The sequence below is a fragment of the Burkholderia sp. CpTa8-5 genome (assembly GCF_017815045.1).
GTDB classification, from domain to species: domain Bacteria; phylum Pseudomonadota; class Gammaproteobacteria; order Burkholderiales; family Burkholderiaceae; genus Burkholderia; species Burkholderia sola.
Genome location: NZ_JAGIQD010000013.1, coordinates 177,213 through 203,403, shown reverse-complemented (window position 1 = coordinate 203,403; position 26,191 = coordinate 177,213). Strand labels below are relative to the sequence as shown.

Annotated in this window: 21 protein-coding genes and 4 tRNA genes; all 25 read left to right on the top strand. The window is 61.6% G+C overall.

Features of this window, described 5'->3' with window-relative positions; genetic code table 11:
- Nucleotides 1-1,601: 1,601 nt before the first annotated feature.
- A tRNA-Tyr gene (locus J8I35_RS21145) sits at nucleotides 1,602-1,687 on the top strand.
- Between the two features lie 43 nt (nucleotides 1,688-1,730).
- A tRNA-Gly gene (locus J8I35_RS21140) sits at nucleotides 1,731-1,804 on the top strand.
- 22 nt (nucleotides 1,805-1,826) lie between these two features.
- Nucleotides 1,827-1,901: transfer RNA gene (locus J8I35_RS21135), tRNA-Thr, on the top strand.
- 66 nt (nucleotides 1,902-1,967) lie between these two features.
- Nucleotides 1,968-3,158 carry an elongation factor Tu gene (gene tuf / locus J8I35_RS21130; protein WP_011350666.1) on the top strand — a complete coding sequence of 397 codons (1,191 nt, stop codon included), beginning with the start codon at nucleotides 1,968-1,970 and terminating at the stop codon, nucleotides 3,156-3,158.
- 59 nt (nucleotides 3,159-3,217) lie between these two features.
- A tRNA-Trp gene (locus tag J8I35_RS21125) sits at nucleotides 3,218-3,293 on the top strand.
- A gap of 42 nt (nucleotides 3,294-3,335) precedes the next feature.
- Nucleotides 3,336-3,716, top strand: a complete 381-nt coding sequence (gene secE, locus J8I35_RS21120) for a preprotein translocase subunit SecE (protein ID WP_006482892.1) — start codon at nucleotides 3,336-3,338, stop codon at nucleotides 3,714-3,716.
- Between the two features lies 1 nt (nucleotide 3,717).
- Nucleotides 3,718-4,275 carry a transcription termination/antitermination protein NusG gene (nusG, locus tag J8I35_RS21115; RefSeq protein WP_006400672.1) on the top strand — a complete coding sequence of 186 codons (558 nt, stop codon included), beginning with the start codon at nucleotides 3,718-3,720 and terminating at the stop codon, nucleotides 4,273-4,275.
- A 141-nt stretch (nucleotides 4,276-4,416) separates the two neighbouring features.
- The gene (gene rplK, locus J8I35_RS21110; protein WP_006477201.1) at nucleotides 4,417-4,848 is read left to right on the top strand and encodes a 50S ribosomal protein L11; all 432 of its coding nucleotides are present in this window, start codon (nucleotides 4,417-4,419) and stop codon (nucleotides 4,846-4,848) included.
- Complete coding sequence (rplA, locus tag J8I35_RS21105) at nucleotides 4,849-5,547, top strand: 50S ribosomal protein L1 (RefSeq protein ID WP_006482906.1); 699 nt, start codon at nucleotides 4,849-4,851, stop codon at nucleotides 5,545-5,547.
- Nucleotides 5,548-5,855: 308 nt separating this feature from the next.
- A complete protein-coding gene (gene rplJ, locus J8I35_RS21100) occupies nucleotides 5,856-6,353 on the top strand; it encodes a 50S ribosomal protein L10 (RefSeq protein WP_011546647.1) in 498 nt (165 codons plus the stop codon).
- Between the two features lie 63 nt (nucleotides 6,354-6,416).
- Nucleotides 6,417-6,791: a 50S ribosomal protein L7/L12 gene (gene rplL, locus J8I35_RS21095; protein ID WP_006477198.1), complete on the top strand. Its 375-nt coding sequence runs from the start codon at nucleotides 6,417-6,419 to the stop codon at nucleotides 6,789-6,791.
- Nucleotides 6,792-7,172: 381 nt separating this feature from the next.
- Nucleotides 7,173-11,279 carry a DNA-directed RNA polymerase subunit beta gene (gene rpoB, locus J8I35_RS21090; protein WP_124557464.1) on the top strand — a complete coding sequence of 1,369 codons (4,107 nt, stop codon included), beginning with the start codon at nucleotides 7,173-7,175 and terminating at the stop codon, nucleotides 11,277-11,279.
- Between the two features lie 21 nt (nucleotides 11,280-11,300).
- Nucleotides 11,301-15,542 (top strand): DNA-directed RNA polymerase subunit beta', encoded by a 4,242-nt coding sequence (rpoC, locus tag J8I35_RS21085; protein WP_050013169.1) that lies wholly within the window; start codon nucleotides 11,301-11,303, stop codon nucleotides 15,540-15,542.
- A gap of 277 nt (nucleotides 15,543-15,819) precedes the next feature.
- A complete protein-coding gene (gene recQ / locus J8I35_RS21080; RefSeq protein WP_050013168.1) occupies nucleotides 15,820-17,667 on the top strand; it encodes a DNA helicase RecQ in 1,848 nt (615 codons plus the stop codon).
- 226 nt (nucleotides 17,668-17,893) lie between these two features.
- Nucleotides 17,894-18,274, top strand: coding sequence for a 30S ribosomal protein S12 (gene rpsL / locus J8I35_RS21075; protein ID WP_006400662.1), 381 nt, complete (start codon nucleotides 17,894-17,896; stop codon nucleotides 18,272-18,274).
- A 172-nt stretch (nucleotides 18,275-18,446) separates the two neighbouring features.
- Nucleotides 18,447-18,917, top strand: coding sequence for a 30S ribosomal protein S7 (gene rpsG / locus J8I35_RS21070; RefSeq protein ID WP_006477195.1), 471 nt, complete (start codon nucleotides 18,447-18,449; stop codon nucleotides 18,915-18,917).
- A gap of 123 nt (nucleotides 18,918-19,040) precedes the next feature.
- Nucleotides 19,041-21,143: an elongation factor G gene (fusA, locus tag J8I35_RS21065; protein ID WP_044849034.1), complete on the top strand. Its 2,103-nt coding sequence runs from the start codon at nucleotides 19,041-19,043 to the stop codon at nucleotides 21,141-21,143.
- A gap of 41 nt (nucleotides 21,144-21,184) precedes the next feature.
- The gene (gene tuf, locus J8I35_RS21060) at nucleotides 21,185-22,375 is read left to right on the top strand and encodes an elongation factor Tu (RefSeq protein WP_011350666.1); all 1,191 of its coding nucleotides are present in this window, start codon (nucleotides 21,185-21,187) and stop codon (nucleotides 22,373-22,375) included.
- A 284-nt stretch (nucleotides 22,376-22,659) separates the two neighbouring features.
- A complete protein-coding gene (gene rpsJ / locus J8I35_RS21055) occupies nucleotides 22,660-22,971 on the top strand; it encodes a 30S ribosomal protein S10 (protein WP_004199280.1) in 312 nt (103 codons plus the stop codon).
- Nucleotides 22,972-23,149: 178 nt separating this feature from the next.
- Entirely contained in the window at nucleotides 23,150-23,800 is a 651-nt protein-coding gene (rplC, locus tag J8I35_RS21050) for a 50S ribosomal protein L3 (protein WP_006482922.1), read from the top strand.
- Nucleotides 23,800-24,420 (top strand): 50S ribosomal protein L4, encoded by a 621-nt coding sequence (gene rplD, locus J8I35_RS21045; protein ID WP_006477192.1) that lies wholly within the window; start codon nucleotides 23,800-23,802, stop codon nucleotides 24,418-24,420. Before rplC ends, rplD begins: the two co-directional genes overlap by 1 nt.
- Nucleotides 24,417-24,731, top strand: coding sequence for a 50S ribosomal protein L23 (rplW, locus tag J8I35_RS21040; RefSeq protein ID WP_004199275.1), 315 nt, complete (start codon nucleotides 24,417-24,419; stop codon nucleotides 24,729-24,731). Before rplD ends, rplW begins: the two co-directional genes overlap by 4 nt.
- Nucleotides 24,732-24,733: 2 nt before the next feature.
- On the top strand, nucleotides 24,734-25,561 hold the full coding sequence (gene rplB / locus J8I35_RS21035) for a 50S ribosomal protein L2 (RefSeq protein WP_006482900.1): 828 nt from the start codon (nucleotides 24,734-24,736) through the stop codon (nucleotides 25,559-25,561).
- Nucleotides 25,562-25,571: 10 nt separating this feature from the next.
- Nucleotides 25,572-25,847: a 30S ribosomal protein S19 gene (rpsS, locus tag J8I35_RS21030; protein ID WP_004199273.1), complete on the top strand. Its 276-nt coding sequence runs from the start codon at nucleotides 25,572-25,574 to the stop codon at nucleotides 25,845-25,847.
- A 12-nt stretch (nucleotides 25,848-25,859) separates the two neighbouring features.
- Nucleotides 25,860-26,189 carry a 50S ribosomal protein L22 gene (gene rplV / locus J8I35_RS21025; RefSeq protein ID WP_004199272.1) on the top strand — a complete coding sequence of 110 codons (330 nt, stop codon included), beginning with the start codon at nucleotides 25,860-25,862 and terminating at the stop codon, nucleotides 26,187-26,189.
- The last annotated feature ends 2 nt before the right edge of the window (nucleotides 26,190-26,191 follow it).

Genomic DNA, 26,191 nt, shown 5'->3' with positions numbered 1-26,191 from the left:
ATTATTGATCATATCTTCGATCAAAACCGCAATTTGCTCCCCGCAAACGTATATCGACGAGCGCGATTGCGCGACCCCGCTTTCCCCTTCCTCCAGCCCGCTACCTCGTCTACTCCATTTTTGATCAACGAGATCCGACCGAGGGGGCCGCCAGCGCCGTGTGCGTAGCGGGTCGGACAAGATCAAAAAACGGAGCAGTTTCTTTCGACGTCCACTCGTTGACCGTCCTGTAACGCGTAGATTTCCTCGATGAGCGAATAGGCTGCACCGCCTACGCGGTCTCGCTGTTCCCCCACCGGCGGGGGCTATGTGCTGACTGCGCCGACGCTTGGCGCGCGTTCGGCGCGCATCGTATTCGGATCGCCGAACGGAGAGCCTCCGGCAGGTCAGCTGGTGTGCCGCGTTCTAGCTATGATCGCGCGTCAGCTTGAGCATTGCCGGACAGCGCACGTTGGATGTCGACGCTCTGGCGCCATATATCGGCTTTATAGCGACTTCGGATGCGTGAGGTATGGCGAAGGCGCCAGCGTCGAATCCGGCGCGGATATTCGCGTTCAGCTGGGCGAGGCGGGCGCGGCACGGGCAGTAGCGATATCGACTGGACGCGAAGATTCGCTGCTGCGATAAGCCGGCCGGTGGCGTTAGGCGCCTTCCACGAAGGGGCGTAGGGCCGCCGAGCATGAGGACCAATCGATGCGGTGGCAGGAAGGTTATGGGGACGGTTGGACCTCCACGCACGTCGTCGCCGAGTAGCGGCTGTAAGCATCGCAGGGCCCGCAGAATCGCCGGATTTATCCTGGGGGGCATCGTCGGACCAGCGCGTGCCGATTCATCCGTTGTGCGCGCGCTACCCGATGGGCGCCCAACCCGCGCACTCGGCTTCGAGTGCGGTCTTCAACTGCTGATGCGCCCCAGGCGCCGAGCATCCCTCCCGGGCTCCGCGGAGAAGCCATCAGCCAGGCCTGCAGTCGGATCTTCCCGATCGGCCGCGTGTGGCGCCGGGCCCCTGCCGCAGCGTGGCAGGGGCAGCTGCAACCACGAAGAATGTCGTTACAGAGCAAGCGGGCGCATGGAGCCTTGTGCCGGTGTGGGAGAGCGACTCCAGACGAGTATCGTGCGTTCCCACGAGGCCGTCGAACGCGACTGTGGCCGAATTCGGTGATGGGGCTGACCCGCTGCAACCGCGAGAAGGACGCCCGCCCGTACACGGCGCCCGCGGCAAATGACCACCAGGCGGTCCGCGGCACCGGCTGCCGGACCGCGATTGCGCGCCGGAAGCACCACCAACCCTCCCGCGAGCGACCACAGCCGGCTCACCAAACCCGCCCGGCACGAAATTTGCCGAAATTTTGTGTCTACCCGCTTGGCATTATGCGAAAGAGATCGTATGATGGCGGTCTTTCGTTTTTAGCGCAGATGCAGATCGGCGTTGAAGGCGGAGTCTGACGAAGATGTGGCGCCGGTCGGCAACATCTCGCGCTTGCCTTAGCCGGGCGAGAGCGGGGATCGGTGGGAAGCGGAAGTCGGGAAGAGAGTGAAAATAATCTTCCAGATATGCTTGACAGGAGTGCGATGCACCCCCATAATCGTCAGTTCTCTACGGAGGGGTGCCCGAGTGGCTAAAGGGGGCAGACTGTAAATCTGTTGGCTTACGCCTACGTTGGTTCGAATCCAACCTCCTCCACCAAGATATCAGCGCAGTGAGCGGCAAGGAATCGTTAGTGGCCCGTGCGGGTGTAGCTCAATGGTAGAGCAGAAGCCTTCCAAGCTTACGACGAGGGTTCGATTCCCTTCACCCGCTCCAGACCGCTAAGTTGAAGCGTAGCGCCCATGTGGCTCAGTGGTAGAGCACTCCCTTGGTAAGGGAGAGGTCGGCAGTTCGATCCTGCCCATGGGCACCAGCAGTAAAAAGTCAGTGTCTTGTTTGCGCGCGGCGCAACCTGTGAAATTCCTTCTGGGAGTCGAAAATGGCCAAGGGTAAATTTGAGCGGACCAAGCCGCACGTGAACGTTGGTACGATTGGTCACGTTGACCACGGCAAGACGACGCTGACGGCAGCGATCACGACGGTTCTGACGAAGAAGTTCGGCGGCGAAGCGAAGGCGTACGACCAGATCGACGCGGCACCGGAAGAAAAGGCGCGCGGCATCACGATCAACACGGCACACGTCGAGTACGAAACGGCTAACCGCCACTACGCACACGTCGACTGCCCGGGCCACGCTGACTATGTGAAGAACATGATCACGGGCGCAGCGCAGATGGACGGCGCGATCCTGGTTTGCTCGGCAGCAGACGGCCCGATGCCGCAAACGCGTGAGCACATCCTGCTGGCGCGTCAGGTTGGCGTTCCGTACATCATCGTGTTCCTGAACAAGTGCGACATGGTGGACGACGCAGAACTGCTCGAGCTGGTCGAGATGGAAGTTCGCGAGCTCCTGTCGAAGTACGACTTCCCGGGCGACGACACGCCGATCGTGAAGGGTTCGGCAAAGCTGGCGCTGGAAGGCGACACGGGCGAGCTGGGCGAAGTGGCGATCATGAGCCTGGCCGACGCGCTGGACACGTACATCCCGACGCCGGAGCGTGCAGTTGACGGCGCGTTCCTGATGCCGGTGGAAGACGTGTTCTCGATCTCGGGCCGCGGTACGGTGGTGACGGGTCGCGTCGAGCGCGGCATCGTGAAGGTCGGCGAGGAAATCGAAATCGTCGGTATCAAGCCGACGGTGAAGACGACCTGCACGGGCGTTGAAATGTTCCGCAAGCTGCTGGACCAAGGTCAGGCGGGCGACAACGTCGGTATCCTGCTGCGCGGCACGAAGCGTGAAGACGTGGAGCGCGGCCAGGTTCTGGCGAAGCCGGGTTCGATCACGCCGCACACGCACTTCACGGCTGAAGTGTACGTGCTGAGCAAGGACGAAGGCGGCCGTCACACGCCGTTCTTCAACAACTACCGTCCGCAGTTCTACTTCCGTACGACGGACGTGACGGGCTCGATCGAGCTGCCGAAGGACAAGGAAATGGTGATGCCGGGCGACAACGTGTCGATCACGGTGAAGCTGATCGCTCCGATCGCGATGGAAGAAGGTCTGCGCTTCGCGATCCGCGAAGGCGGTCGCACCGTCGGCGCCGGCGTCGTCGCCAAGATCATCGAGTAAGCCAGTTATTCGTTGATCGATAGTTTTGGGGCTGGCGTCAGCCGGCCCCAGCATGGTTTAGGGGTATAGCTCAACTGGCAGAGCGTCGGTCTCCAAAACCGAAGGTTGGGGGTTCGATTCCCTCTGCCCCTGCCAAAAATCGCCACGTGTCCCACGTGGCATTTGTTTTAAGGTGTTATGGCGAATCCATCCGTCGAAACTGTAAATACCTCCGGCGATAAGCTGATGCTGGCCCTGGGCGTATTGCTGGTGTTGGCCGGATTCGTGGGCTTCTTCTGGCTGGCCAATCAGCAGTGGTATGTCCGCGGTGCCGCGTTGGCGGTAGGTATCATCGCCGGCGTGGCCGTCGGGCTGATGTCCGCCCCTGGCAAGAGCCTCATCGCGTTTGCCAAGGATTCGTACAAGGAAGTCCGGAAGGTCGTATGGCCCACCCGCAAGGAAGCAACGCAAACCACACTCGTCGTGTTCGGTTTCGTGCTCGTGATGGCGATTTTCCTCTGGTTGAGTGACAAATCGATCGAATGGGTGATTTTCTCGGCGATTCTGGGTTGGAAATGATATGAGCGATACTCCGGCATCCCCGAGCGGAAAGCGTTGGTACGTCGTGCACGCCTACTCCGGTATGGAGAAGAGCGTGCAACGTGCGCTTCAAGAGCGCATCGAACGTGCTGGCATGCAGGACAAATTCGGTCAGATCCTGGTTCCGACCGAAGAAGTGGTCGAAGTCAAAGGCGGCCACAAGGCTGTGACCGAGCGTCGTTTCTTCCCCGGCTACGTGCTGGTGGAGATGGAAATGACGGACGAAACGTGGCACCTCGTGAAGAACACCGCGAAGGTCACCGGCTTCGTCGGCGGTGCGCGTAACCGCCCGACCCCGATTTCCCCGAAGGAAGTCGAGAAGATCATGTCGCAGATGCAGGAAGGCGTCGAAAAGCCGCGCCCGAAGACCCTGTTCGAAGTCGGCGAGATGGTGCGTGTCAAGGAAGGTCCGTTCACGGACTTCAACGGCACCGTCGAAGAAGTCAACTACGAGAAATCGCGCGTGCGTGTGTCGGTCACCATCTTTGGCCGCTCCACCCCGGTCGAACTCGAGTTCGGTCAGGTCGAAAAAGTTTGATCCCGATTCGGTGGGCAGCCTCGGCTGCCCACCTTCGCGCTTACGGCCCGCGTCATGGCCGTTGAGGAGCGTCAGTAGCCAGCGGCGAACGCGCGTTATCACTCACCGAACGCCTTCTCCGGCGTTCCAATGAGGTTTCAAATGGCAAAGAAGATTATCGGCTTTATCAAGCTGCAGATCCCTGCAGGTAAAGCCAACCCGTCGCCGCCGGTCGGTCCGGCACTGGGCCAGCGCGGCCTGAACATCATGGAGTTCTGCAAGGCGTTCAACGCGCAGACTCAAGGCATGGAGCCGGGTCTGCCGGTGCCGGTGGTCATCACGGCATTCGCTGACAAGAGCTTCACGTTCGTGATGAAGACGCCGCCGGCAACCGTCCTGATCAAGAAGGCGGCGAAGGTGGACAAGGGCTCGAGCAAGCCGCACACCGACAAGGTCGGTTCGATCACGCGCGCTCAAGCCGAAGAAATCGCGAAGACCAAGATGCCGGACCTTACGGCAGCTGATCTGGACGCAGCCGTTCGCACCATCGCTGGTAGCGCACGCTCGATGGGTATCACTGTGGAGGGCGTGTAAATGGCTAAGATCTCCAAGCGCCGTCAGGCATTTGCCGCCAAGGTCGACCGTCAGAAGCTGTACGCGATCGAAGACGCACTGAGCCTCGTGAAGGAATGCGCGAGCGCGAAGTTCGACGAGTCGATCGACGTCGCAGTCCAGCTCGGCATCGATGCGAAGAAGTCGGACCAGGTCGTTCGTGGTTCGGTCGTTCTGCCGGCAGGTACGGGCAAGTCGGTTCGCGTTGCCGTGTTCGCGCAAGGCGAAAAGGCCGAGCAGGCACGTGCAGCAGGCGCGGAAATCGTCGGTATGGAAGACCTGGCTGAGCAGATCAAGGCTGGCCAGATGGACTTCGACATCGTGATCGCTTCGCCGGACACGATGCGTATCGTCGGTACGCTCGGCCAGATCCTCGGCCCGCGCGGCCTGATGCCGAACCCGAAGGTCGGTACGGTCACGCCGGACGTCGCAACCGCCGTCAAGAACGCGAAGGCTGGTCAGGTGCAATTCCGTGTCGACAAGGCCGGTATCATCCACGCGACCATCGGCCGTGCATCGTTCGAGCCGACCGCGCTGCGTTCGAACCTGTCGGCGCTGATCGAAGCGCTGCAGAAGGCGAAGCCGGCAACGAGCAAGGGCGTGTACCTGCGCAAGATCGCACTGTCGAGCACGATGGGCGTCGGCGTGCGTGTCGACCAGGCTACGCTGGCAGCGCAGTAAGCAAGTATTCGGGCCGCTTCGTTCGCGAGGCGGCCTACATGGGCTTTGGGCGGTTGTTCGTGCAGCAGGGCGAACAACCGGTTATCAAAGACCGTTGGTGGGGCGCAGCAGGCAGGCGATCCCTTAATTCAAGCCAACGCAGATGGCGAACCCGAAAAAGTTTTGCAGTGGTGAAGCCGCAGGCCGCGAAGCGATTCGCGGCGTGAGGTGGAAATACTCCTAACGAGGTCGGACGCCGTTGTTGAACGAGGTACGTGAGGTTTCGGCCATACCGGCCACGCCGAACGTATCGTTTCTGGAGGCTAACCGTGCCGCTTAATAGAGAAGACAAGCAAGCCGTCGTCGCTGAGGTTTCCGCGCAAGTCGCGAAGGCCCAGACCGTTGTGCTGGCTGAGTATCGTGGAATTGCGGTTGGCGATCTGACCAAGCTGCGCGCGAAAGCGCGTGAGCAACAGGTTTACCTGCGCGTGTTGAAGAACACGCTGGCGCGTCGCGCCGTCGAAGGTACGCCTTTTGCTCCGCTGGCAGAGCAGATGACTGGTCCCCTGATCTACGGCATCTCGGAAGATGCCATTGCTGCTGCCAAGGTCGTCAACGACTTCAGCAAGAGCAATGAAAAGTTGGTCATCAAGGCTGGTTCGTTCGATGGCAAGGTGATGGACAAGGCTGGCGTGCAAGCGCTGGCAAGCATCCCGAGCCGCGAAGAACTGCTCTCGAAGCTGCTGTTCGTTATGCAATCGCCTGTTTCGGGCTTCGCGCGTGCTCTCGCCGCGCTGGCCGAGAAGAAGCAAGCGGAAGCTGCGTAAGCGAACGTGCATCAGCGTTACTGATCGCTGGCTGTATCCGAATTCAATTTAGGAGTATTTCAAATGGCAATCGCAAAAGAAGACATCCTGGCAGCAGTCGAAGGGATGACCGTTCTGGAACTGAACGAACTGGTCAAGGCGTTCGAAGAGAAGTTTGGCGTGTCGGCAGCTGCAGTGGCAGTCGCTGGCCCGGCAGGCGGCGGCGCAGCTGCTGCAGCAGAAGAGAAGACCGAATTCACGGTCGTCCTGGCTGAAGCCGGCGCCAACAAGGTTTCGGTCATCAAGGCCGTTCGCGAACTGACGGGCCTGGGCCTGAAGGAAGCGAAGGATCTGGTTGACGGTGCACCGAAGCCCGTCAAGGAAGGCGTCGACAAGGCTGCTGCTGAAGAAGCCAAGAAGAAGCTGGAAGAAGCTGGCGCGAAGGTCGAAGTCAAGTAAGTTTCGGCGCGCTGTGCGAAGGCTGGCGGTATTTTCACCGCCGGCCTTTTTGTGCTTTGTGGGGACGTTATTCTGGCACTCATTCGGGAGCCCGAATAATCGGCCCCAGAAGCCAAAGAAAACCGCCTGATCGTTGTGATGGATCACTCACGATTGGCGGTTCTCTTTGTCTTCTGAAGCGACTGCAGAAGGCAAGTTTGGTCGGGTAGCGGGCAACACAGGCATCCGCTGCCGTCAGCCAGCGGTTGGTAGCGGCCAACCACCAAGCTTCTCGGCTCGTTCAAGCCGTCGAACGGCCATCGGGTCTCAGTCGGTGAACACTCGGGTTTGAAACGTCCAGGTATTCCGCCTCGATAGCACCCGCCGTGATTCGGAGATCGTATGCAATATTCCTTCACCGAGAAGAAGCGCATTCGCAAGAGTTTCGCGAAGCGCCCCATCGTTCACCAAGTTCCGTTCTTGCTGGCTACCCAGCTTGAATCATTCAGCACGTTTCTGCAAGCCGATGTGCCCGCGACGCAACGTAAGCCTGAGGGTTTGCAGGCCGCGTTCACATCGGTATTTCCCATTGTTTCGCACAACGGTTTCGCGCGCCTCGAGTTCGTGAGCTATGCGCTGTCCTCGCCGGCATTCAACATCAAGGAATGCCAGCAGCGTGGCCTGACGTACTGCTCCGCGCTGCGCGCGAAGGTCCGCCTCGTCATCCTCGACAAGGAATCGCCGAACAAGCCGGTCGTCAAGGAAGTGAAGGAGCAGGAAGTGTACATGGGCGAAATTCCGCTCATGACGCCGACGGGCTCGTTCGTCATCAACGGCACCGAGCGTGTCATCGTCTCGCAGCTGCACCGTTCGCCGGGCGTGTTCTTCGAACACGACAAGGGCAAGACGCACAGCTCGGGCAAGCTGCTGTTCTCGGCACGGATCATTCCGTACCGCGGCTCGTGGCTCGACTTCGAATTCGATCCGAAGGACATCCTGTACTTCCGCGTCGACCGTCGCCGCAAGATGCCGGTCACGATCCTGCTGAAGGCCATCGGCCTGACGCCGGAACAGATCCTCGCGAACTTCTTCGTGTTCGACAACTTCACGCTGATGGACGAAGGCGCGCAACTCGAGTTCGTGCCCGAGCGCCTGCGTGGTGAAGTCGCGCGTTTCGACATCACGGATCGCGACGGCAAGGTCATCGTCCAGAAGGACAAGCGGATCAACGCGAAGCACATTCGCGACCTCGAAGCCGCGAAGACCAAGTTCATCTCGGTGCCGGAAGACTATCTGCTCGGCCGCGTGCTGGCGAAGAACGTCGTCGACGGCGACACCGGCGAAGTGATCGCGAGCGCGAACGACGAAGTCACGGAAAGCGTGCTCGAGAAGCTGCGCGAAGCGGGCATCAAGGACATCCAGACGCTCTACACGAACGATCTGGACCAGGGTCCGTACATCTCGTCGACGCTGCGTGTCGACGAAACGACCGACAAGACGGCCGCGCGCATCGCGATCTACCGCATGATGCGTCCGGGCGAGCCGCCGACCGAAGAGGCGGTCGAGGCGCTGTTCAACCGTCTGTTCTACAGCGAAGAAGCGTACGACCTGTCGAAGGTCGGCCGTATGAAGTTCAACCGCCGCGTCGGCCGTGACGAGATCGTCGGCCCGATGACGCTGCAGGACGACGACATCCTCGCGACGATCAAGATCCTCGTCGAGCTGCGCAACGGCAAGGGCGAAGTGGACGACATCGACCACCTCGGCAACCGTCGCGTGCGTTGCGTCGGCGAACTGGCGGAAAACCAGTTCCGCGCGGGTCTCGTGCGTGTCGAGCGCGCGGTCAAGGAACGCCTCGGCCAGGCCGAAAGCGAAAACCTGATGCCGCACGACCTGATCAACTCGAAGCCGATTTCGTCGGCGATCCGCGAGTTCTTCGGTTCGTCGCAGCTGTCGCAGTTCATGGACCAGACCAACCCGCTGTCGGAAATCACGCACAAGCGCCGTGTTTCCGCGCTGGGCCCGGGCGGTCTGACGCGCGAGCGCGCAGGCTTCGAAGTCCGCGACGTGCACCCGACCCACTACGGCCGCGTGTGCCCGATCGAAACGCCGGAAGGTCCGAACATCGGCCTGATCAACTCGCTCGCACTGTACGCGCACCTGAACGAGTACGGCTTCCTCGAGACGCCGTACCGCAAGGTCGTGGACAGCAAGGTGACCGACCAGATCGACTACCTGTCGGCGATCGAGGAAGGCCGCTACATGATCGCCCAGGCGAACGCCGCGATCGACGAGAACGGCACGCTGATCGACGAACTCGTGTCGTCGCGCGAAGCCGGCGAAACGATGATGGTCACGCCGGATCGTATCCAGTACATGGACGTCGCGCCGTCGCAGATCGTGTCGGTGGCAGCGTCGCTGATCCCGTTCCTCGAGCACGATGACGCGAACCGTGCGCTGATGGGTTCGAACATGCAGCGTCAGGCCGTGCCGTGTCTGCGTCCGGAAAAGCCGGTCGTCGGTACGGGCATCGAGCGCACCTGCGCGGTCGACTCGGGTACGACGGTCCAGGCGTTCCGCGGCGGTGTGGTCGACTACGTCGACGCAGGCCGTATCGTGATTCGCGTGAACGACGACGAAGCGGTCGCAGGTGAAGTCGGTGTCGACATCTACAACCTGATCAAGTACACGCGTTCGAACCAGAACACGAACATCAACCAGCGTCCGATCGTGAAGATGGGCGACAAGGTCTCGCGCGGCGACGTGCTGGCCGACGGCGCGTCGACGGACCTGGGCGAGCTCGCGCTCGGCCAGAACATGCTGATCGCGTTCATGCCGTGGAACGGCTACAACTTCGAGGATTCGATCCTGATCTCGGAGAAGGTGGTCGCGGACGATCGCTACACGTCGATCCACATCGAAGAGCTGAACGTCGTTGCACGCGACACGAAGCTCGGGCCGGAAGAAATCACGCGCGACATCTCGAACCTGGCGGAAGTCCAGCTCGGCCGTCTCGACGAATCGGGCATCGTGTACATCGGTGCGGAAGTCGAAGCGGGCGACGTGCTGGTCGGCAAGGTCACGCCGAAGGGCGAGACCCAGCTGACGCCGGAAGAGAAGCTGCTGCGCGCGATCTTCGGCGAGAAGGCTTCGGACGTGAAGGACACGTCGCTGCGCGTGCCGTCGGGCATGAGCGGCACCGTGATCGACGTCCAGGTGTTCACGCGTGAAGGCATCCAGCGCGACAAGCGTGCGCAACAGATCATCGACGACGAACTGAAGCGCTACCGTCTCGACCTGAACGACCAGTTGCGCATCGTGGAAGGCGACGCGTTCCAGCGTCTCGCGCGCATGCTCGTGGGCAAGGTCGCGAACGGCGGTCCGAAGAAGCTCGCGAAGGGCACGAAGATCGATCAGGCTTACCTGGAAGATCTCGACCACTACCACTGGTTCGACATCCGCCTCGCGGACGACGAAGCAGCGGCATCGCTCGAAGCGATCAAGAACTCGATCGAAGAGAAGCGTCACCAGTTCGACCTCGCGTTCGAAGAGAAGCGCAAGAAGCTCACGCAAGGCGACGAACTGCCGCCGGGCGTGCTGAAGATGGTCAAGGTGTACCTCGCGGTGAAGCGCCGTCTGCAGCCTGGCGACAAGATGGCAGGCCGTCACGGTAACAAGGGTGTCGTGTCGAAGATCGTCCCGATCGAAGACATGCCGTACATGGCCGACGGTCGTCCGGCAGACGTCGTGCTGAACCCGCTCGGCGTGCCGTCGCGGATGAACGTGGGTCAGGTTCTGGAAGTGCACCTCGGCTGGGCTGCGAAGGGCCTCGGCTGGCGTATCGGCGAAATGCTGCAGCGTCAGGCGAAGATCGAGGAACTGCGCGTGTTCCTGACGAAGATCTACAACGAGTCGGGCCGCCAGGAAGATCTGGAAAGCTTCACCGACGACGAGATCCTCGAACTCGCGAAGAACCTGCGCGAAGGCGTGCCGTTCGCGACGCCGGTGTTCGACGGTGCGACCGAGGAAGAAATGGGCAAGATGCTCGACCTCGCGTTCCCGGACGACATCGCCGAACAGCTCGGCATGAACCCGTCGAAGAACCAGGTCCGCCTGTACGACGGCCGCACGGGTGAAATGTTCGAACGTCGCGTGACGCTCGGCTACATGCACTACCTGAAGCTGCACCACTTGGTCGACGACAAGATGCACGCGCGTTCGACCGGCCCGTACTCGCTCGTCACGCAGCAGCCGCTGGGCGGTAAGGCGCAGTTCGGTGGCCAGCGCTTCGGTGAAATGGAAGTGTGGGCGCTCGAAGCGTACGGCGCGTCCTACGTGCTGCAGGAAATGCTGACGGTGAAGTCGGACGACGTGACCGGCCGGACGAAGGTGTACGAAAACCTCGTCAAGGGCGATCACGTGATCGATGCAGGCATGCCGGAATCCTTCAACGTGCTCGTGAAGGAAATCCGCTCGCTCGGTATCGATATCGATCTCGACCGCAATTAATCGGACTACGGAGAGAAAGCAATGAAAGCTCTGCTCGATCTATTCAAGCAAGTCCAACAGGAAGAAGTTTTCGACGCGATCAAGATCGGTCTGGCCTCGCCCGACAAGATCCGTTCGTGGTCGTTCGGCGAAGTGAAGAAGCCGGAGACCATCAACTACCGTACGTTCAAGCCGGAACGCGATGGTCTGTTCTGCGCGAAGATCTTCGGGCCGATCAAGGACTACGAGTGCCTGTGCGGTAAGTACAAGCGCCTGAAGCACCGTGGCGTGATCTGCGAGAAGTGCGGCGTCGAAGTGACGCTGGCGAAGGTGCGTCGCGAACGGATGGGCCACATCGAACTGGCCTCGCCGGTCGCGCACATCTGGTTCCTGAAGTCGCTGCCGTCGCGTCTGGGCATGGTGCTCGACATGACGCTGCGCGACATCGAACGCGTGCTGTACTTCGAAGCGTACGTGGTGATCGAACCGGGCATGACGCCGCTGAAGGCGCGGCAGATCATGACCGAAGAGGATTACTACAACAAGGTCGAGGAATACGGCGACGAATTCCGTGCCGAGATGGGCGCGGAAGGCGTGCGTGAACTGCTGCGCGCGATCAATATCGACGAGCAGGTCGAGACGCTGCGCACCGAGCTGAAGAACACCGGCTCGGAAGCGAAGATCAAGAAGTACGCGAAGCGCCTGAAGGTCCTCGAGGCGTTCCAGCGTTCGGGCATCAAGCCCGAGTGGATGATCCTCGAAGTGCTGCCGGTGCTGCCGCCGGAACTGCGTCCGCTGGTGCCGCTGGACGGCGGCCGTTTCGCGACGTCGGACCTGAACGACCTGTATCGCCGCGTGATCAACCGTAACAACCGGTTGAAGCGTCTGCTCGAGCTGAAGGCGCCTGAAATCATCGTCCGCAACGAAAAGCGGATGCTGCAGGAAGCCGTCGACTCGCTGCTCGACAACGGTCGTCGCGGCAAGGCGATGACGGGCGCGAACAAGCGTCCGCTGAAGTCGCTCGCCGACATGATCAAGGGCAAGGGCGGTCGTTTCCGTCAGAACCTGCTGGGCAAGCGCGTCGACTACTCGGGCCGTTCGGTCATCGTGGTCGGCCCGACGCTGAAGCTGCACCAGTGCGGTCTGCCGAAGCTGATGGCGCTCGAACTGTTCAAGCCGTTCATCTTCAACAAGCTGGAAGTGATGGGCGTTGCCACGACCATCAAGGCTGCGAAGAAGGAAGTCGAGAACCAGACGCCGGTGGTGTGGGACATCCTCGAAGAGGTGATCCGCGAGCACCCGGTGATGCTGAACCGTGCGCCGACGCTGCACCGTCTCGGTATCCAGGCGTTCGAGCCGGTCCTGATCGAAGGCAAGGCGATCCAGCTGCATCCGCTCGTCTGCGCGGCGTTCAACGCCGACTTCGACGGTGACCAGATGGCCGTTCACGTGCCGCTGTCGCTCGAAGCGCAGATGGAAGCGCGCACGCTGATGCTGGCGTCGAACAACGTGCTGTTCCCGGCCAACGGCGATCCGTCGATCGTGCCGTCGCAGGATATCGTGCTGGGTCTCTACTACGCGACCCGCGAAGCGGTCAACGGCAAGGGCGAAGGCCTGTCGTTCACGGGCGTGTCGGAAGTCATCCGCGCGTACGAGAACAAGGAAGTCGAGCTGGCCTCGCGCGTCAACGTGCGGATCACCGAAATGGTCCACAACGAAGACACGTCGGAAGGCGCACCGCCGTTCGTGCCGAAGATCACGCTGTACGCGACGACCGTCGGCCGAGCGATCCTGTCGGAGATCTTGCCGCACGGCCTGCCGTTCTCGGTGCTGAACAAGCCGCTGAAGAAGAAGGAAATCTCGCGCCTGATCAACACGGCGTTCCGCAAGTGCGGTCTGCGTGCGACGGTCGTGTTCGCCGACCAGCTGATGCAGTCGGGTTTCCGTCTCGCGACGCGTGCCGGCATCTCGATCTGCGTGGACGACATGCTCGTGCCGCCGCAGAAGGAAACGATCGTCGGCGACGCCGCGAAGAAGGTGAAGGAGTACGACCGCCAGTACATGTCGGGTCTCGTCACCGCGCAGGAACGCTACAACAACGTGGTCGACATCTGGTCGGCAACGTCGGAAGCGGTCGGCAAGGCGATGATGGAGCAGCTGTCGACGGAGCCGGTGACGGACCGCGACGGCAACGAGACGCGCCAGGAGTCGTTCAACTCGATCTACATGATGGCCGACTCGGGCGCCCGGGGTTCGGCGGTTCAGATTCGTCAGCTGGCCGGTATGCGTGGCCTGATGGCGAAGCCGGACGGCTCGATTATCGAGACGCCGATTACCGCGAACTTCCGCGAAGGTCTGAACGTGTTGCAGTACTTCATCTCGACCCACGGTGCACGTAAGGGTCTGGCTGATACGGCACTGAAGACCGCGAACTCGGGTTACCTGACACGTCGTCTGGTCGACGTCACGCAGGATCTGGTCGTGGTGGAAGACGATTGCGGCACGTCGAACGGCGTGGCGATGAAGGCGCTGGTCGAAGGCGGTGAAGTCGTCGAAGCGCTGCGCGACCGTATCCTCGGCCGCGTCGCGGTCGCGGACGTCGTGAACCCGGAAACGCAGGAAACGCTGTATGAATCGGGCACGCTGCTCGACGAAACGGCGGTCGAGGAAATCGAACGCCTCGGCATCGACGAAGTGCGCGTGCGCACGCCGCTGACCTGCGAGACGCGTTACGGCTTGTGCGCAGCCTGCTACGGTCGCGACCTCGGCCGCGGCTCGCTCGTGAACGTCGGCGAAGCGGTCGGCGTGATCGCAGCGCAGTCGATCGGCGAACCGGGCACGCAGCTGACGATGCGTACGTTCCACATCGGTGGCGCGGCATCGCGTGCGGCAGTGGCTTCGTCGGTCGAAGCGAAGAGCAACGGTATCGTCCGCTTCACGGCGACGATGCGCTACGTCACGAACGCGAAGGGCGAGCAGATCGTCATTTCCCGTTCGGGCGAAGCGATGATCACCGACGACTTCGGTCGCGAGCGCGAGCGTCACAAAGTGCCGTACGGCGCGACGCTGCTGCAGCTCGACGGCGCGACGATCAAGGCCGGCACGCAGCTCGCCACGTGGGATCCGCTGACGCGTCCGATCATCACCGAGTACGGTGGTACGGTGAAGTTCGAGAACGTCGAGGAAGGCGTGACCGTCGCGAAGCAGATCGACGACGTGACCGGCCTGTCGACGCTGGTCGTGATCGACGTGAAGCGCCGCGGTTCGCAGGCTTCGAAGAGCGTGCGTCCGCAGGTGAAGCTGCTCGACGCGAACGGCGAGGAAGTGAAGATTCCGGGCACGGAGCACGCAGTGCAGATCGGCTTCCAGGTCGGCGCGCTGATCACCGTGAAGGATGGCCAGCAGGTGCAGGTCGGTGAAGTGCTCGCACGTATCCCGACGGAAGCGCAGAAGACGCGTGACATTACCGGCGGTCTGCCGCGGGTGGCGGAACTGTTCGAAGCGCGTTCGCCGAAGGATGCCGGCATTCTCGCGGAAGTCACCGGTACGACGTCGTTCGGCAAGGACACGAAGGGCAAGCAGCGTCTCGTCATCACGGACCTCGAGGGCAACCAGCACGAGTTCCTGATCGCGAAGGAAAAGCAGGTTCTGGTTCACGATGCCCAGGTCGTCAACAAGGGCGAAATGATCGTGGACGGTCCGGCCGATCCGCACGACATCCTGCGTCTGCAGGGTATCGAGGCGCTGTCGCGCTACATCGTCGACGAAGTGCAGGACGTGTACCGTCTGCAGGGCGTGAAGATCAACGACAAGCACATCGAGGTGATCGTTCGCCAGATGCTGCGTCGTGTGCAGATCACCGACAACGGCGATACGCGCTTCATCCCGGGCGAACAGGTCGAGCGTTCCGACATGCTGGACGAGAACGATCGCATGATCGCCGAGGGCAAGCGTCCGGCTTCGTACGACAACGTGCTGCTCGGTATCACGAAGGCATCGCTGTCGACCGACTCGTTCATCTCCGCGGCATCGTTCCAGGAAACGACCCGCGTGCTGACCGAAGCGGCGATCATGGGCAAGCGCGACGATCTGCGCGGCCTGAAGGAAAACGTGATCGTCGGCCGTCTGATTCCGGCCGGTACGGGTCTCGCGTTCCACAAGGCACGCAAGGCGAAGGAATCTTCGGATCGCGAGCGTTTCGACCAGATCGCAGCGGAAGAGGCATTCGACTTCGGCACGCCGAGCGCGCCGGCGGAAGAGCCGCAACACCCGGCAGCCGAGTAAGCGCGGCGCGGCGCAAGCCGCGTTGCCTTGCTATCATCGCTGTCACCGAAACCGCCCGGTTCTGCCGGGCGGTTTTTTTTCATCCTTCGTTCACGCGCATGACGTGCCTGTGCCGCGCCGGCGCTTGCCCCGCGATCGCCTTCGGTATGACCGCGACAGGCCCGTGATGCACGCGAACGAACCCTGACCGAATGGCCAACATCGTGCGATTCGCCACGCGTCGCGCGAGCGGGTTGTTAAAATTGCGGTCATCGTTTAGCCGTCCCTGGTCTCATTCATGTCCCGCGCCCTCGAAATACTCGACGAAGTCTTTGGTTACTCCGCCTTTCGCGGCCAGCAGGGCGAGATCGTCGAGCACGTCGCCGGCGGCGGCGATTGTCTCGTGCTGATGCCGACCGGCGGCGGCAAGTCGCTGTGCTACCAGATCCCCGCGCTGCTGCGCCGCGAGGCTGGGCAGGGCGCCGGCATCGTCGTGTCGCCGCTGATCGCGCTGATGCAGGACCAGGTCGCCGCGTTGAGCGAAGTCGGCGTGCGCGCGGCCTACCTGAATTCGACGCTGTCGGGCGCCGAGGCGGCGGCCACCGAGCGCGCGCTGCGCGAAGGCGACATCGATTTGCTGTACGTCGCGCCGGAGCGGTTGATGACCGGGCGCTTCCTCGAGCTGCTCGAGCGCGCGAAGATCGGCCTGTTCGCGATCGACGAAGCGCACTGCGTGTCGCAATGGGGGCACGATTTCCGCCCGGAATACATTCAGCTATCGGTGCTGCACGAGCGCTTCCCGTCGGTGCCGCGCATCGCGCTGACCGCCACTGCCGATGCGATCACGCGCGACGAAATCATCCATCGTCTCGCGCTCGACGACGCGCGCGTGTTCGTGTCGAGCTTCGACCGCCCGAACATCCGCTACCGGATCGTCGAGAAGGACAACGCGCGTTCGCAGCTGCTCGACTTCATCCGCGCCGAGCACACGAATGCCGACGGCACGACGGACGCCGGCGTCGTCTATTGCCTGTCGCGCCGCAAGGTCGAGGAAACAGCCGAATGGCTGAAGGCGCAGGGCGTGCGCGCGCTGCCATATCACGCGGGCATGGAGTTCGAGGTGCGGCAGAAGCACCAGGAAATGTTCCAGCGCGAGGAAGGCATCGTGATGTGCGCGACGATCGCGTTCGGCATGGGCATCGACAAGCCCGACGTACGCTTCGTCGCGCACCTCGATTTGCCGAAGAGCGTCGAAGGCTACTACCAGGAAACCGGCCGCGCGGGCCGCGACGGGATGCCCGCGAACGCGTGGATGGCGTATGGCCTCGGCGACGTCGTCCAGCAGCGCAAGATGATCGACGAGTCGGACGCGGACGACGCGCACAAGCGCGTGCAGACGTCGAAGCTCGACGCGCTGCTTGGGCTGTGCGAGACCATCTCGTGCCGCCGCGTCCGGTTGCTGAACTACTTCGGCGAGGCGAGCCAGCCGTGCGGCAACTGCGACACGTGTCTCGAGCCGCCCGATTCATGGGACGCGACGCGCGAGGCGCAGATGGCGCTGTCGTGCGTGTTCCGCGCGCAGCGTGCAAGCGGCTTCAACTTCGGTGCGAGCCATCTGATCGAGATCCTGCGCGGCGGCCGCACCGAGAAGGTGCTGCAGCGCGGCCATGACCAGTTGAGCACGTTCGGGATCGGCGCGGCGCTCTCCGAGCCCGAGTGGCGCGCGATTTTCCGGCAGCTGGTCGCGTACGGCTACCTGGCCGTCGATCATGGCGGCTTCGGCGCGCTGGTGCTCACCGAGGCCGCGAAGCCGGTGCTGAAGAACGAGGAAAAGGTCACGCTGCGCCGCTACGTGAAGCCGCAGCGCACGCGCCAGTCGTCGAGCCGCAGCGGCACGCGCGTCGACCCGACGGCCGGCATGGGCGCCCGCGAGCGCGCACGGTGGGACGCGCTGCGCGCCTGGCGCGCGGAAACCGCTAAGACGGACGGCGTGCCGGCCTACGTGATCTTCCACGACGCGACGCTCGCCGAAATCGCGCGCAACGCGCCGGAGACGATCGAGGACCTGCGCCACATCCCCGGCATGGGCGTGCGCAAGCTCGAGCGCTTCGGCGACGAGATCATCGACGTCGTCGAATCGGCCTGACACAGCGTTCCGACCCCTGCTGTAAACCGTGCGCCCGGCCGGCAAATCACGCAAGCCGTTGACTTAGTTGGCATTTCCGGAATATCATGCTGGGTTCCGGTATTCGGTGGGCCGAGTCGCGTTCGACAGTTCGCACCCGATTCGCCGGTTCGGAAGTCAACTGTGCGTCGATTCTCGCTTTGCCCGAAATCGGCGTGCAGATTTTGTTCAATTTCAGGAATAAACAATGCCAACCATCAACCAACTGGTTCGCAAAGGCCGTCAGTCGGAAACGACGAAGAGCAAGAGCCCGGCCCTGCAGGACTGCCCCCAGCGTCGCGGCGTGTGCACCCGTGTGTACACGACGACGCCGAAGAAGCCTAACTCGGCACTCCGTAAGGTCGCCAAGGTTCGTCTGACGAACGGCTTCGAAGTGATTTCGTACATCGGCGGTGAAGGCCACAACCTGCAGGAGCACTCGGTTGTGCTGATCCGCGGCGGCCGTGTGAAGGACTTGCCGGGTGTGCGTTACCACATGGTTCGCGGCTCGCTGGATACCCAGGGCGTCAAGGACCGTAAGCAAGCGCGTTCGAAGTACGGCGCGAAGCGTGCAAAGGCTGCCAAGTAAGCAGTTTTTGATCAGGGATCGCCGCAGGGCGGTCAAGGCGGGAGTGCCGGATTGCCGGTGCTGTCGAGTAAGTGGTCACCCGGCCAAGCTGGTTAGTCGTGAAGATGTGATCGGGTTTGTTGGTGGCCGCGGAGCTGAATCCAGCTCCAACTGAACAAGTAAAGGAAGAATCATGCCGCGTCGTCGCGAAGTCCCCAAGCGGGAAGTGTTGCCGGATCCGAAGTTCGGTAACGTTGATGTTGCCAAGTTCATGAACATGCTGATGCTGTCCGGCAAGAAGTCGGTCGCAGAGCGCATCGTTTATGGCGCATTCGAACAAATCCAGACCAAGGGTGGCAAGGACCCGCTGGAAGTGTTCACGGTTGCGCTCAACAACGTGAAGCCGGTGGTCGAAGTGAAGAGCCGTCGCGTTGGTGGTGCCAACTATCAAGTTCCGGTCGAAGTGCGCCCGTCGCGTCGTATGGCATTGGCGATGCGCTGGCTGCGTGAGGCTGCGAAGAAGCGCAGCGAGAAGTCGATGGCCCTGCGCCTGGCAGGTGAACTCTCCGAGGCGGCCGAAGGCCGTGGCGGCGCGATGAAGAAGCGCGACGAAGTTCACCGCATGGCAGAAGCCAACCGCGCGTTCTCGCATTTCCGTTTCTAAGCGCCTGGCTGGGCTGTTTGCGGAAATAAATTCCGGGCGGGTGCGCTTTTCAGGCGCCTCGCCCGTTTGTGTTGAGGCGTGATGCGGCAGGGCTGCATCACGTCATCCCAGTAGAGGATCAAAGTGGCTCGCAAGACTCCTATCGAGCGCTACCGCAATATCGGTATTAGCGCTCACATCGACGCCGGCAAAACGACGACGACCGAGCGCATTCTGTTTTACACCGGTGTGAACCACAAGATCGGTGAAGTCCACGACGGCGCAGCCACGATGGACTGGATGGAGCAGGAACAGGAACGTGGCATCACGATCACGTCCGCTGCTACCACGGCCTTCTGGAAGGGCATGGGCGGCAACTATCCGGAACACCGCATCAACATCATCGACACCCCGGGCCACGTCGACTTCACGATCGAAGTGGAGCGCTCGATGCGCGTGCTCGACGGCGCGTGCATGGTGTACTGCGCAGTGGGCGGCGTGCAGCCGCAGTCGGAAACGGTGTGGCGCCAGGCGAACAAGTACAAGGTGCCGCGTCTCGCGTTCGTCAACAAGATGGACCGTACCGGCGCGAACTTCTTCAAGGTCTACGACCAGCTCCGTCTGCGCCTGAAGGCGAACCCGGTTCCGGTCGTGGTGCCGATCGGCTCGGAAGAAAACTTCAAGGGCGTGGTCGACCTGATCAAGATGAAGGCGATCATTTGGGACGAAGCGTCGCAAGGCACGAAGTTCGACTACGTCGACATCCCGGCCGAGCTCGCGGAAACCTGCAAGGAATGGCGCGAAAAGATGGTCGAAGTGGCTGCCGAAGCCAGCGAAGACCTGATGAACAAGTACCTGGAAGAAGGCGATCTGCCGGAAGCCGACATCGTCAAGGCGCTGCGTGATCGTACGATCGCATGCGAAATCCAGCCGATGCTGTGCGGTACCGCGTTCAAGAACAAGGGCGTGCAGCGTATGCTCGACGCCGTGATCGACTTCCTGCCGTCGCCGGTCGACATCCCGCCGGTCAAGGGCGAACTCGAAAACGGCGAAGAAGCCGAGCGCAAGGCGTCGGACGAAGAGAAGTTCTCGTCGCTCGCGTTCAAGATCATGACCGACCCGTTCGTCGGCCAGCTGATCTTCTTCCGTGTGTACTCGGGCGTCGTCAATTCGGGCGACACGCTGCTGAACTCGACCAAGGGCAAGAAGGAACGCCTCGGCCGTATTCTGCAGATGCACGCGAACCAGCGTGAAGAAATCAAGGAAGTCCGCGCAGGCGACATCGCCGCAGCGGTCGGCCTGAAGGAAGCGACCACGGGCGACACGCTGTGCGACCCGGCGAACCCGATCGTTCTCGAACGCATGGTGTTCCCGGAGCCGGTGATTTCGCAGGCAGTCGAGCCGAAGACCAAGGCCGACCAGGAAAAGATGGGCCTCGCGCTGAACCGTCTGGCTCAGGAAGACCCGTCGTTCCGCGTGCAGACCGACGAAGAGTCCGGCCAGACCATCATTTCGGGCATGGGCGAGCTCCACCTCGAAATTCTGGTCGACCGGATGAAGCGTGAATTCGGCGTGGAAGCGACCGTCGGCAAGCCGCAGGTTGCGTACCGCGAAACGATCCGTTCGACGGCGAAGGATGTCGACGGCAAGTTCGTCAAGCAGTCGGGTGGTCGCGGCCAGTACGGTCACGCGGTCATCACGCTCGAGCCGAACGAACAAGGCAAGGGCTACGAGTTCTTCGACGAGATCAAGGGTGGTGTGATTCCGCGCGAATACATCCCGGCGGTCGACAAGGGTATCCAGGACACGCTGAAGTCGGGCGTGCTGGCTGGCTTCCCGGTCGTCGACGTGAAGGTTCACCTGACGTTCGGTTCGTACCACGACGTTGACTCGAACGAAAACGCGTTCCGCATGGCCGGTTCGATGGCGTTCAAGGAAGCGATGCGCAAGGCGAACCCGGTCGTCCTCGAGCCGATGATGGCTGTCGAAGTCGAGACGCCGGAAGACTACATGGGCAACGTGATGGGCGACCTGTCGGGCCGTCGCGGTATCGTCCAGGGCATGGAAGACATGGTCGGCGGCGGCAAGATCGTGCGCGCCGAAGTGCCGCTGTCGGAAATGTTCGGTTACTCGACGTCGCTGCGTTCGCTGACGCAAGGTCGTGCAACGTACACGATGGAGTTCAAGCACTACGCTGAAGCTCCGCGCAACGTTGCCGAAGCGATCATCAGCGCGAAGTCGAAGTAAATCTGCAGCTACCAACCGATAATTTTTGAAAGAAGAGAATCATGGCAAAAGGTAAATTTGAGCGGACCAAGCCGCACGTGAACGTTGGTACGATTGGTCACGTTGACCACGGCAAGACGACGCTGACGGCAGCGATCACGACGGTTCTGACGAAGAAGTTCGGCGGCGAAGCGAAGGCGTACGACCAGATCGACGCGGCACCGGAAGAAAAGGCGCGCGGCATCACGATCAACACGGCACACGTCGAGTACGAAACGGCTAACCGCCACTACGCACACGTCGACTGCCCGGGCCACGCTGACTATGTGAAGAACATGATCACGGGCGCAGCGCAGATGGACGGCGCGATCCTGGTTTGCTCGGCAGCAGACGGCCCGATGCCGCAAACGCGTGAGCACATCCTGCTGGCGCGTCAGGTTGGCGTTCCGTACATCATCGTGTTCCTGAACAAGTGCGACATGGTGGACGACGCAGAACTGCTCGAGCTGGTCGAGATGGAAGTTCGCGAGCTCCTGTCGAAGTACGACTTCCCGGGCGACGACACGCCGATCGTGAAGGGTTCGGCAAAGCTGGCGCTGGAAGGCGACACGGGCGAGCTGGGCGAAGTGGCGATCATGAGCCTGGCCGACGCGCTGGACACGTACATCCCGACGCCGGAGCGTGCAGTTGACGGCGCGTTCCTGATGCCGGTGGAAGACGTGTTCTCGATCTCGGGCCGCGGTACGGTGGTGACGGGTCGCGTCGAGCGCGGCATCGTGAAGGTCGGCGAGGAAATCGAAATCGTCGGTATCAAGCCGACGGTGAAGACGACCTGCACGGGCGTTGAAATGTTCCGCAAGCTGCTGGACCAAGGTCAGGCGGGCGACAACGTCGGTATCCTGCTGCGCGGCACGAAGCGTGAAGACGTGGAGCGCGGCCAGGTTCTGGCGAAGCCGGGTTCGATCACGCCGCACACGCACTTCACGGCTGAAGTGTACGTGCTGAGCAAGGACGAAGGCGGCCGTCACACGCCGTTCTTCAACAACTACCGTCCGCAGTTCTACTTCCGTACGACGGACGTGACGGGCTCGATCGAGCTGCCGAAGGACAAGGAAATGGTGATGCCGGGCGACAACGTGTCGATCACGGTGAAGCTGATCGCTCCGATCGCGATGGAAGAAGGTCTGCGCTTCGCGATCCGCGAAGGCGGTCGCACCGTCGGCGCCGGCGTCGTCGCCAAGATCATCGAGTAAGATCGACGATCCGCGGATCCCGACGGGGTCCGCGATTGCACGGTAAGCAGCTGTGTACCGTCGAAACCGGGTGTCCAGTTCGATCTGGCACCCGGTTTTTCTTTGTGGCGTGCGAATCGCTCTATTGACAAACGCCCACCACCGCGAATTTTCGTGTAGAATCGCGGGCTTAGCAGTGGAAGTCCTGTCCGGAACCTGATGCTTCGCTCCCCGCAGGCGTCATGTTTCACGTTCTTTTAGTGTCCGGCGATGCAACATCGCCTCGCTCTTTTCAAGGAATTGTCATGCAGCAACAGAAAATCCGCATTCGCCTGAAGGCATTCGACTATCGTCTGATCGATCAATCGGCTGCCGAAATCGTCGATACCGCGAAGCGGACTGGCGCAATCGTCCGTGGCCCGGTGCCGCTGCCGACGCGCATTCAGCGTTTTGACATCCTGCGTTCGCCGCACGTCAACAAGACGTCGCGCGATCAGCTCGAAATCCGCACCCACCAGCGCCTGATGGACATCGTCGACCCGACGGACAAGACCGTTGACGCGCTGATGAAGCTCGACCTGCCGGCTGGCGTCGACGTGGAAATCAAGCTGCAGTAAGGCTTCCAGCGCCGGTCGGCATGCCGGGCGGCGCTAAGTCTTTGTATTGCTTGCGGAAATCGAGAAGTCGGGCTATACTGCTTGGCTTTTCGCGTATTCGCGTAAAAAAGTTGGGCCTTGCGTGCCCGGCATTTTGTAAATCAGCCCCGACCAATCGCAGTCGGGAATGGAGAAAATGATGAGCCTTGGACTCGTAGGTCGCAAGGTTGGCATGACCCGTATCTTCACGGCTGAAGGGGATTCGATTCCCGTCACCGTGCTGGACGTGTCGGACAACCGCGTGACGCAGATCAAGACTGTTGAAACCGACGGCTACACGGCCGTGCAGGTTGCATTCGGCTCCCGCCGCGCATCGCGCGTGACGAAGCCGCTGGCAGGTCATCTCGCCAAAGCCGGTGTCGAAGCCGGTGAAATCCTCAAGGAATTCCGCATTGACGCGGCCAAGGCAGCCGAGCTGTCGAATGGCGCCGTGGTCGGTGCAGATCTTTTCGAAGTGGGCCAGAAGGTCGACGTGCAAGGCGTGTCGATCGGTAAGGGCTACGCCGGTACGATCAAGCGTTACAACTTCTCCTCCGGCCGTGCCACGCACGGTAACTCGCGCTCGCACAACGTGCCGGGCTCGATCGGTATGGCGCAGGATCCGGGTCGTGTTTTCCCGGGTAAACGCATGACGGGTCACATGGGTGACGTGACGGTGACGGTGCAGAACCTCGAAATCGCCCGTATCGACGCAGAGCGCAAGCTGCTGCTCGTGAAGGGTGCGATTCCGGGCGCGAAGGGCGGCAAGGTCTTCGTGACGCCGGCCGTCAAGACCAAGGGGGCGAAATAATGGAACTCAAGCTCCTGAACGAAAATGGTCAGGAAGGTGCAGTGGTCAACGCATCGGACGTCGTGTTCGGTCGTGACTACAACGAAGCGCTGATCCACCAGGTCGTCGTCGCTTACCAGGCGAATGCTCGCCAGGGTAACCGCGCACAGAAGGACCGTGAGCAAGTCAAGCACACGACCAAGAAGCCGTGGCGCCAGAAGGGTACGGGCCGCGCTCGTGCCGGTATGTCGTCGAGCCCGCTGTGGCGTGGCGGTGGTCGTATCTTCCCGAATTCGCCGGAAGAAAACTTCTCGCACAAGGTCAACAAGAAGATGCATCGCGCAGGTCTCTGCTCGATCTTCTCGCAGCTGGCCCGTGAAGGCCGTCTGTCGGTCGTCGAGGACATCATCCTCGAAGCGCCGAAGACCAAGCTGCTGGCCGACAAATTCAAGACCATGGGTCTCGACTCCGTTCTGATCATCACGGACACGGTCGACGAGAACCTGTACCTGGCTTCGCGCAACCTGCCGCACGTGGCGATTGTCGAGCCGCGCTACGCTGACCCGCTGTCGCTGATCTACTTCAAGAAAGTGCTGGTCACGAAGGCTGCGGTCGCCCAGATCGAGGAGTTGCTGTCATGAGCGAGATTCGCAAGAACGATCATCGTTTGATGCAGGTCCTGCTCGCACCGGTGATCTCGGAAAAGGCCACGCTGGTTGCCGACAAGAACGAGCAAGTCGTGTTCGAAGTCGCACCGGATGCCACGAAGCAGGAAGTGAAGGCGGCTGTCGAGCTGCTGTTCAAGGTTGAAGTTGATTCGGTCAACGTGCTGGTTCAGAAGGGCAAGCAAAAGCGCTTCGGTCGTTCGATGGGCCGCCGCAAGGACGTGAAGAAGGCGTACGTTTGCCTGAAGCCCGGCCAGGAAATCAACTTTGAAGCGGAGGCCAAGTAATCATGGCAATCGTTAAAGTTAAGCCGACATCGCCGGGTCGCCGCGCGATGGTCAAGGTGGTCAACAAGAACCTGCACCAGGGCAAGCCGTTCGCGGCACTGCTCGACTCGCAGAGCTCGACTGCCGGCCGTAACAACAACGGTCGTATCACCACGCGTCACAAGGGTGGTGGTCACAAGCAGCACTACCGTATCGTCGATTTCCGTCGCACGAAGGATGGCATCCCGGCAAAGGTCGAACGTCTCGAGTACGACCCGAACCGCAGCGCGAACATCGCGCTGGTGCTCTACGCAGACGGCGAACGTCGCTACATCATCGCCCCGAAGGGCCTGACCGTCGGCCAACAGCTGATGTCGGGTTCGGAAGCGCCGATCCGTGCAGGCAACACGCTGCCGATCCGCAACATTCCGGTCGGTACGACGATCCACTGCATCGAGATGCTGCCGGGCAAGGGCGCGCAAATGGCGCGTTCGGCTGGCACGTCGGCCATGCTGCTGGCACGTGAAGGCGTCTACGCGCAGGTTCGTCTGCGTTCGGGCGAAATCCGCCGCGTGCACATCGAGTGCCGTGCAACGATCGGTGAAGTCGGCAACGAAGAGCATAGCCTGCGCCAGATCGGCAAGGCTGGCGCGAACCGCTGGCGCGGTATCCGCCCGACGGTGCGTGGCGTTGCGATGAACCCGGTCGATCACCCGCACGGTGGTGGTGAGGGCAAGACGGCTGCAGGTCGCGACCCGGTGAGCCCGTGGGGTACGCCGGCTAAGGGTTACCGCACCCGCAGCAACAAGCGCACGACGACGATGATCGTCCAGCGCCGTCACAAGCGTTAAGGAGTAGGCAATGGCACGTTCTGTTAAAAAAGGTCCGTTCTGCGACGCCCATTTGCTGAAGAAAGTTGAGGCGGCTGCAGCTTCGCGCGACAAAAAGCCGATCAAGACCTGGTCGCGTCGCTCGACGATTCTGCCGGATTTCATCGGCCTGACGATCGCTGTTCACAACGGCCGTCAACACGTTCCGGTGTACATCTCGGAAAACATGGTCGGCCACAAGCTTGGCGAGTTCGCACTGACCCGTACGTTCAAGGGTCACGCAGCCGACAAGAAGGCCAAGAAATAAGGGGCAATCAAGATGGAAGTGAAAGCAATTCATCGCGGTGCCCGCATCTCGGCGCAGAAAACGCGCCTTGTGGCTGACCAGATCCGCGGTTTGCCGGTCGACAAGGCGCTGAACGTTCTGACGTTCTCGCCGAAGAAGGCGGCTGGCATCGTGAAGAAGGTTGTGCTGTCGGCAATCGCGAATGCGGAGCACAACGAAGGCGCTGATATCGACGAGCTCAAGATCAAGAGCATCTACGTCGACAAGGCTGCATCGCTCAAGCGTTTCACTGCGCGCGCCAAGGGCCGCGGTAACCGCATCGAGAAGCAATCCTGTCACATCACTGTGACGGTCGGGAATTAAGG

Coding starts and splice junctions, on each gene's coding strand:
- rpsG (WP_006477195.1), top strand. CDS start 18,447: ATGCCGCGTCGTCGCGAAGTCCCCAAGCGGGAAGTGTTGCCGGATCCG.
- rpoC (WP_050013169.1), top strand. CDS start 11,301: ATGAAAGCTCTGCTCGATCTATTCAAGCAAGTCCAACAGGAAGAAGTT.
- rpsL (WP_006400662.1), top strand. CDS start 17,894: ATGCCAACCATCAACCAACTGGTTCGCAAAGGCCGTCAGTCGGAAACG.
- rpsJ (WP_004199280.1), top strand. CDS start 22,660: ATGCAGCAACAGAAAATCCGCATTCGCCTGAAGGCATTCGACTATCGT.
- rplK (WP_006477201.1), top strand. CDS start 4,417: ATGGCAAAGAAGATTATCGGCTTTATCAAGCTGCAGATCCCTGCAGGT.
- rplW (WP_004199275.1), top strand. CDS start 24,417: ATGAGCGAGATTCGCAAGAACGATCATCGTTTGATGCAGGTCCTGCTC.
- rplL (WP_006477198.1), top strand. CDS start 6,417: ATGGCAATCGCAAAAGAAGACATCCTGGCAGCAGTCGAAGGGATGACC.
- rpsS (WP_004199273.1), top strand. CDS start 25,572: ATGGCACGTTCTGTTAAAAAAGGTCCGTTCTGCGACGCCCATTTGCTG.
- rplV (WP_004199272.1), top strand. CDS start 25,860: ATGGAAGTGAAAGCAATTCATCGCGGTGCCCGCATCTCGGCGCAGAAA.
- rplD (WP_006477192.1), top strand. CDS start 23,800: ATGGAACTCAAGCTCCTGAACGAAAATGGTCAGGAAGGTGCAGTGGTC.
- tuf (WP_011350666.1), top strand. CDS start 1,968: ATGGCCAAGGGTAAATTTGAGCGGACCAAGCCGCACGTGAACGTTGGT.
- rplB (WP_006482900.1), top strand. CDS start 24,734: ATGGCAATCGTTAAAGTTAAGCCGACATCGCCGGGTCGCCGCGCGATG.
- rplA (WP_006482906.1), top strand. CDS start 4,849: ATGGCTAAGATCTCCAAGCGCCGTCAGGCATTTGCCGCCAAGGTCGAC.
- secE (WP_006482892.1), top strand. CDS start 3,336: ATGGCGAATCCATCCGTCGAAACTGTAAATACCTCCGGCGATAAGCTG.
- rpoB (WP_124557464.1), top strand. CDS start 7,173: ATGCAATATTCCTTCACCGAGAAGAAGCGCATTCGCAAGAGTTTCGCG.
- recQ (WP_050013168.1), top strand. CDS start 15,820: ATGTCCCGCGCCCTCGAAATACTCGACGAAGTCTTTGGTTACTCCGCC.
- rplC (WP_006482922.1), top strand. CDS start 23,150: ATGAGCCTTGGACTCGTAGGTCGCAAGGTTGGCATGACCCGTATCTTC.
- tuf (WP_011350666.1), top strand. CDS start 21,185: ATGGCAAAAGGTAAATTTGAGCGGACCAAGCCGCACGTGAACGTTGGT.
- nusG (WP_006400672.1), top strand. CDS start 3,718: ATGAGCGATACTCCGGCATCCCCGAGCGGAAAGCGTTGGTACGTCGTG.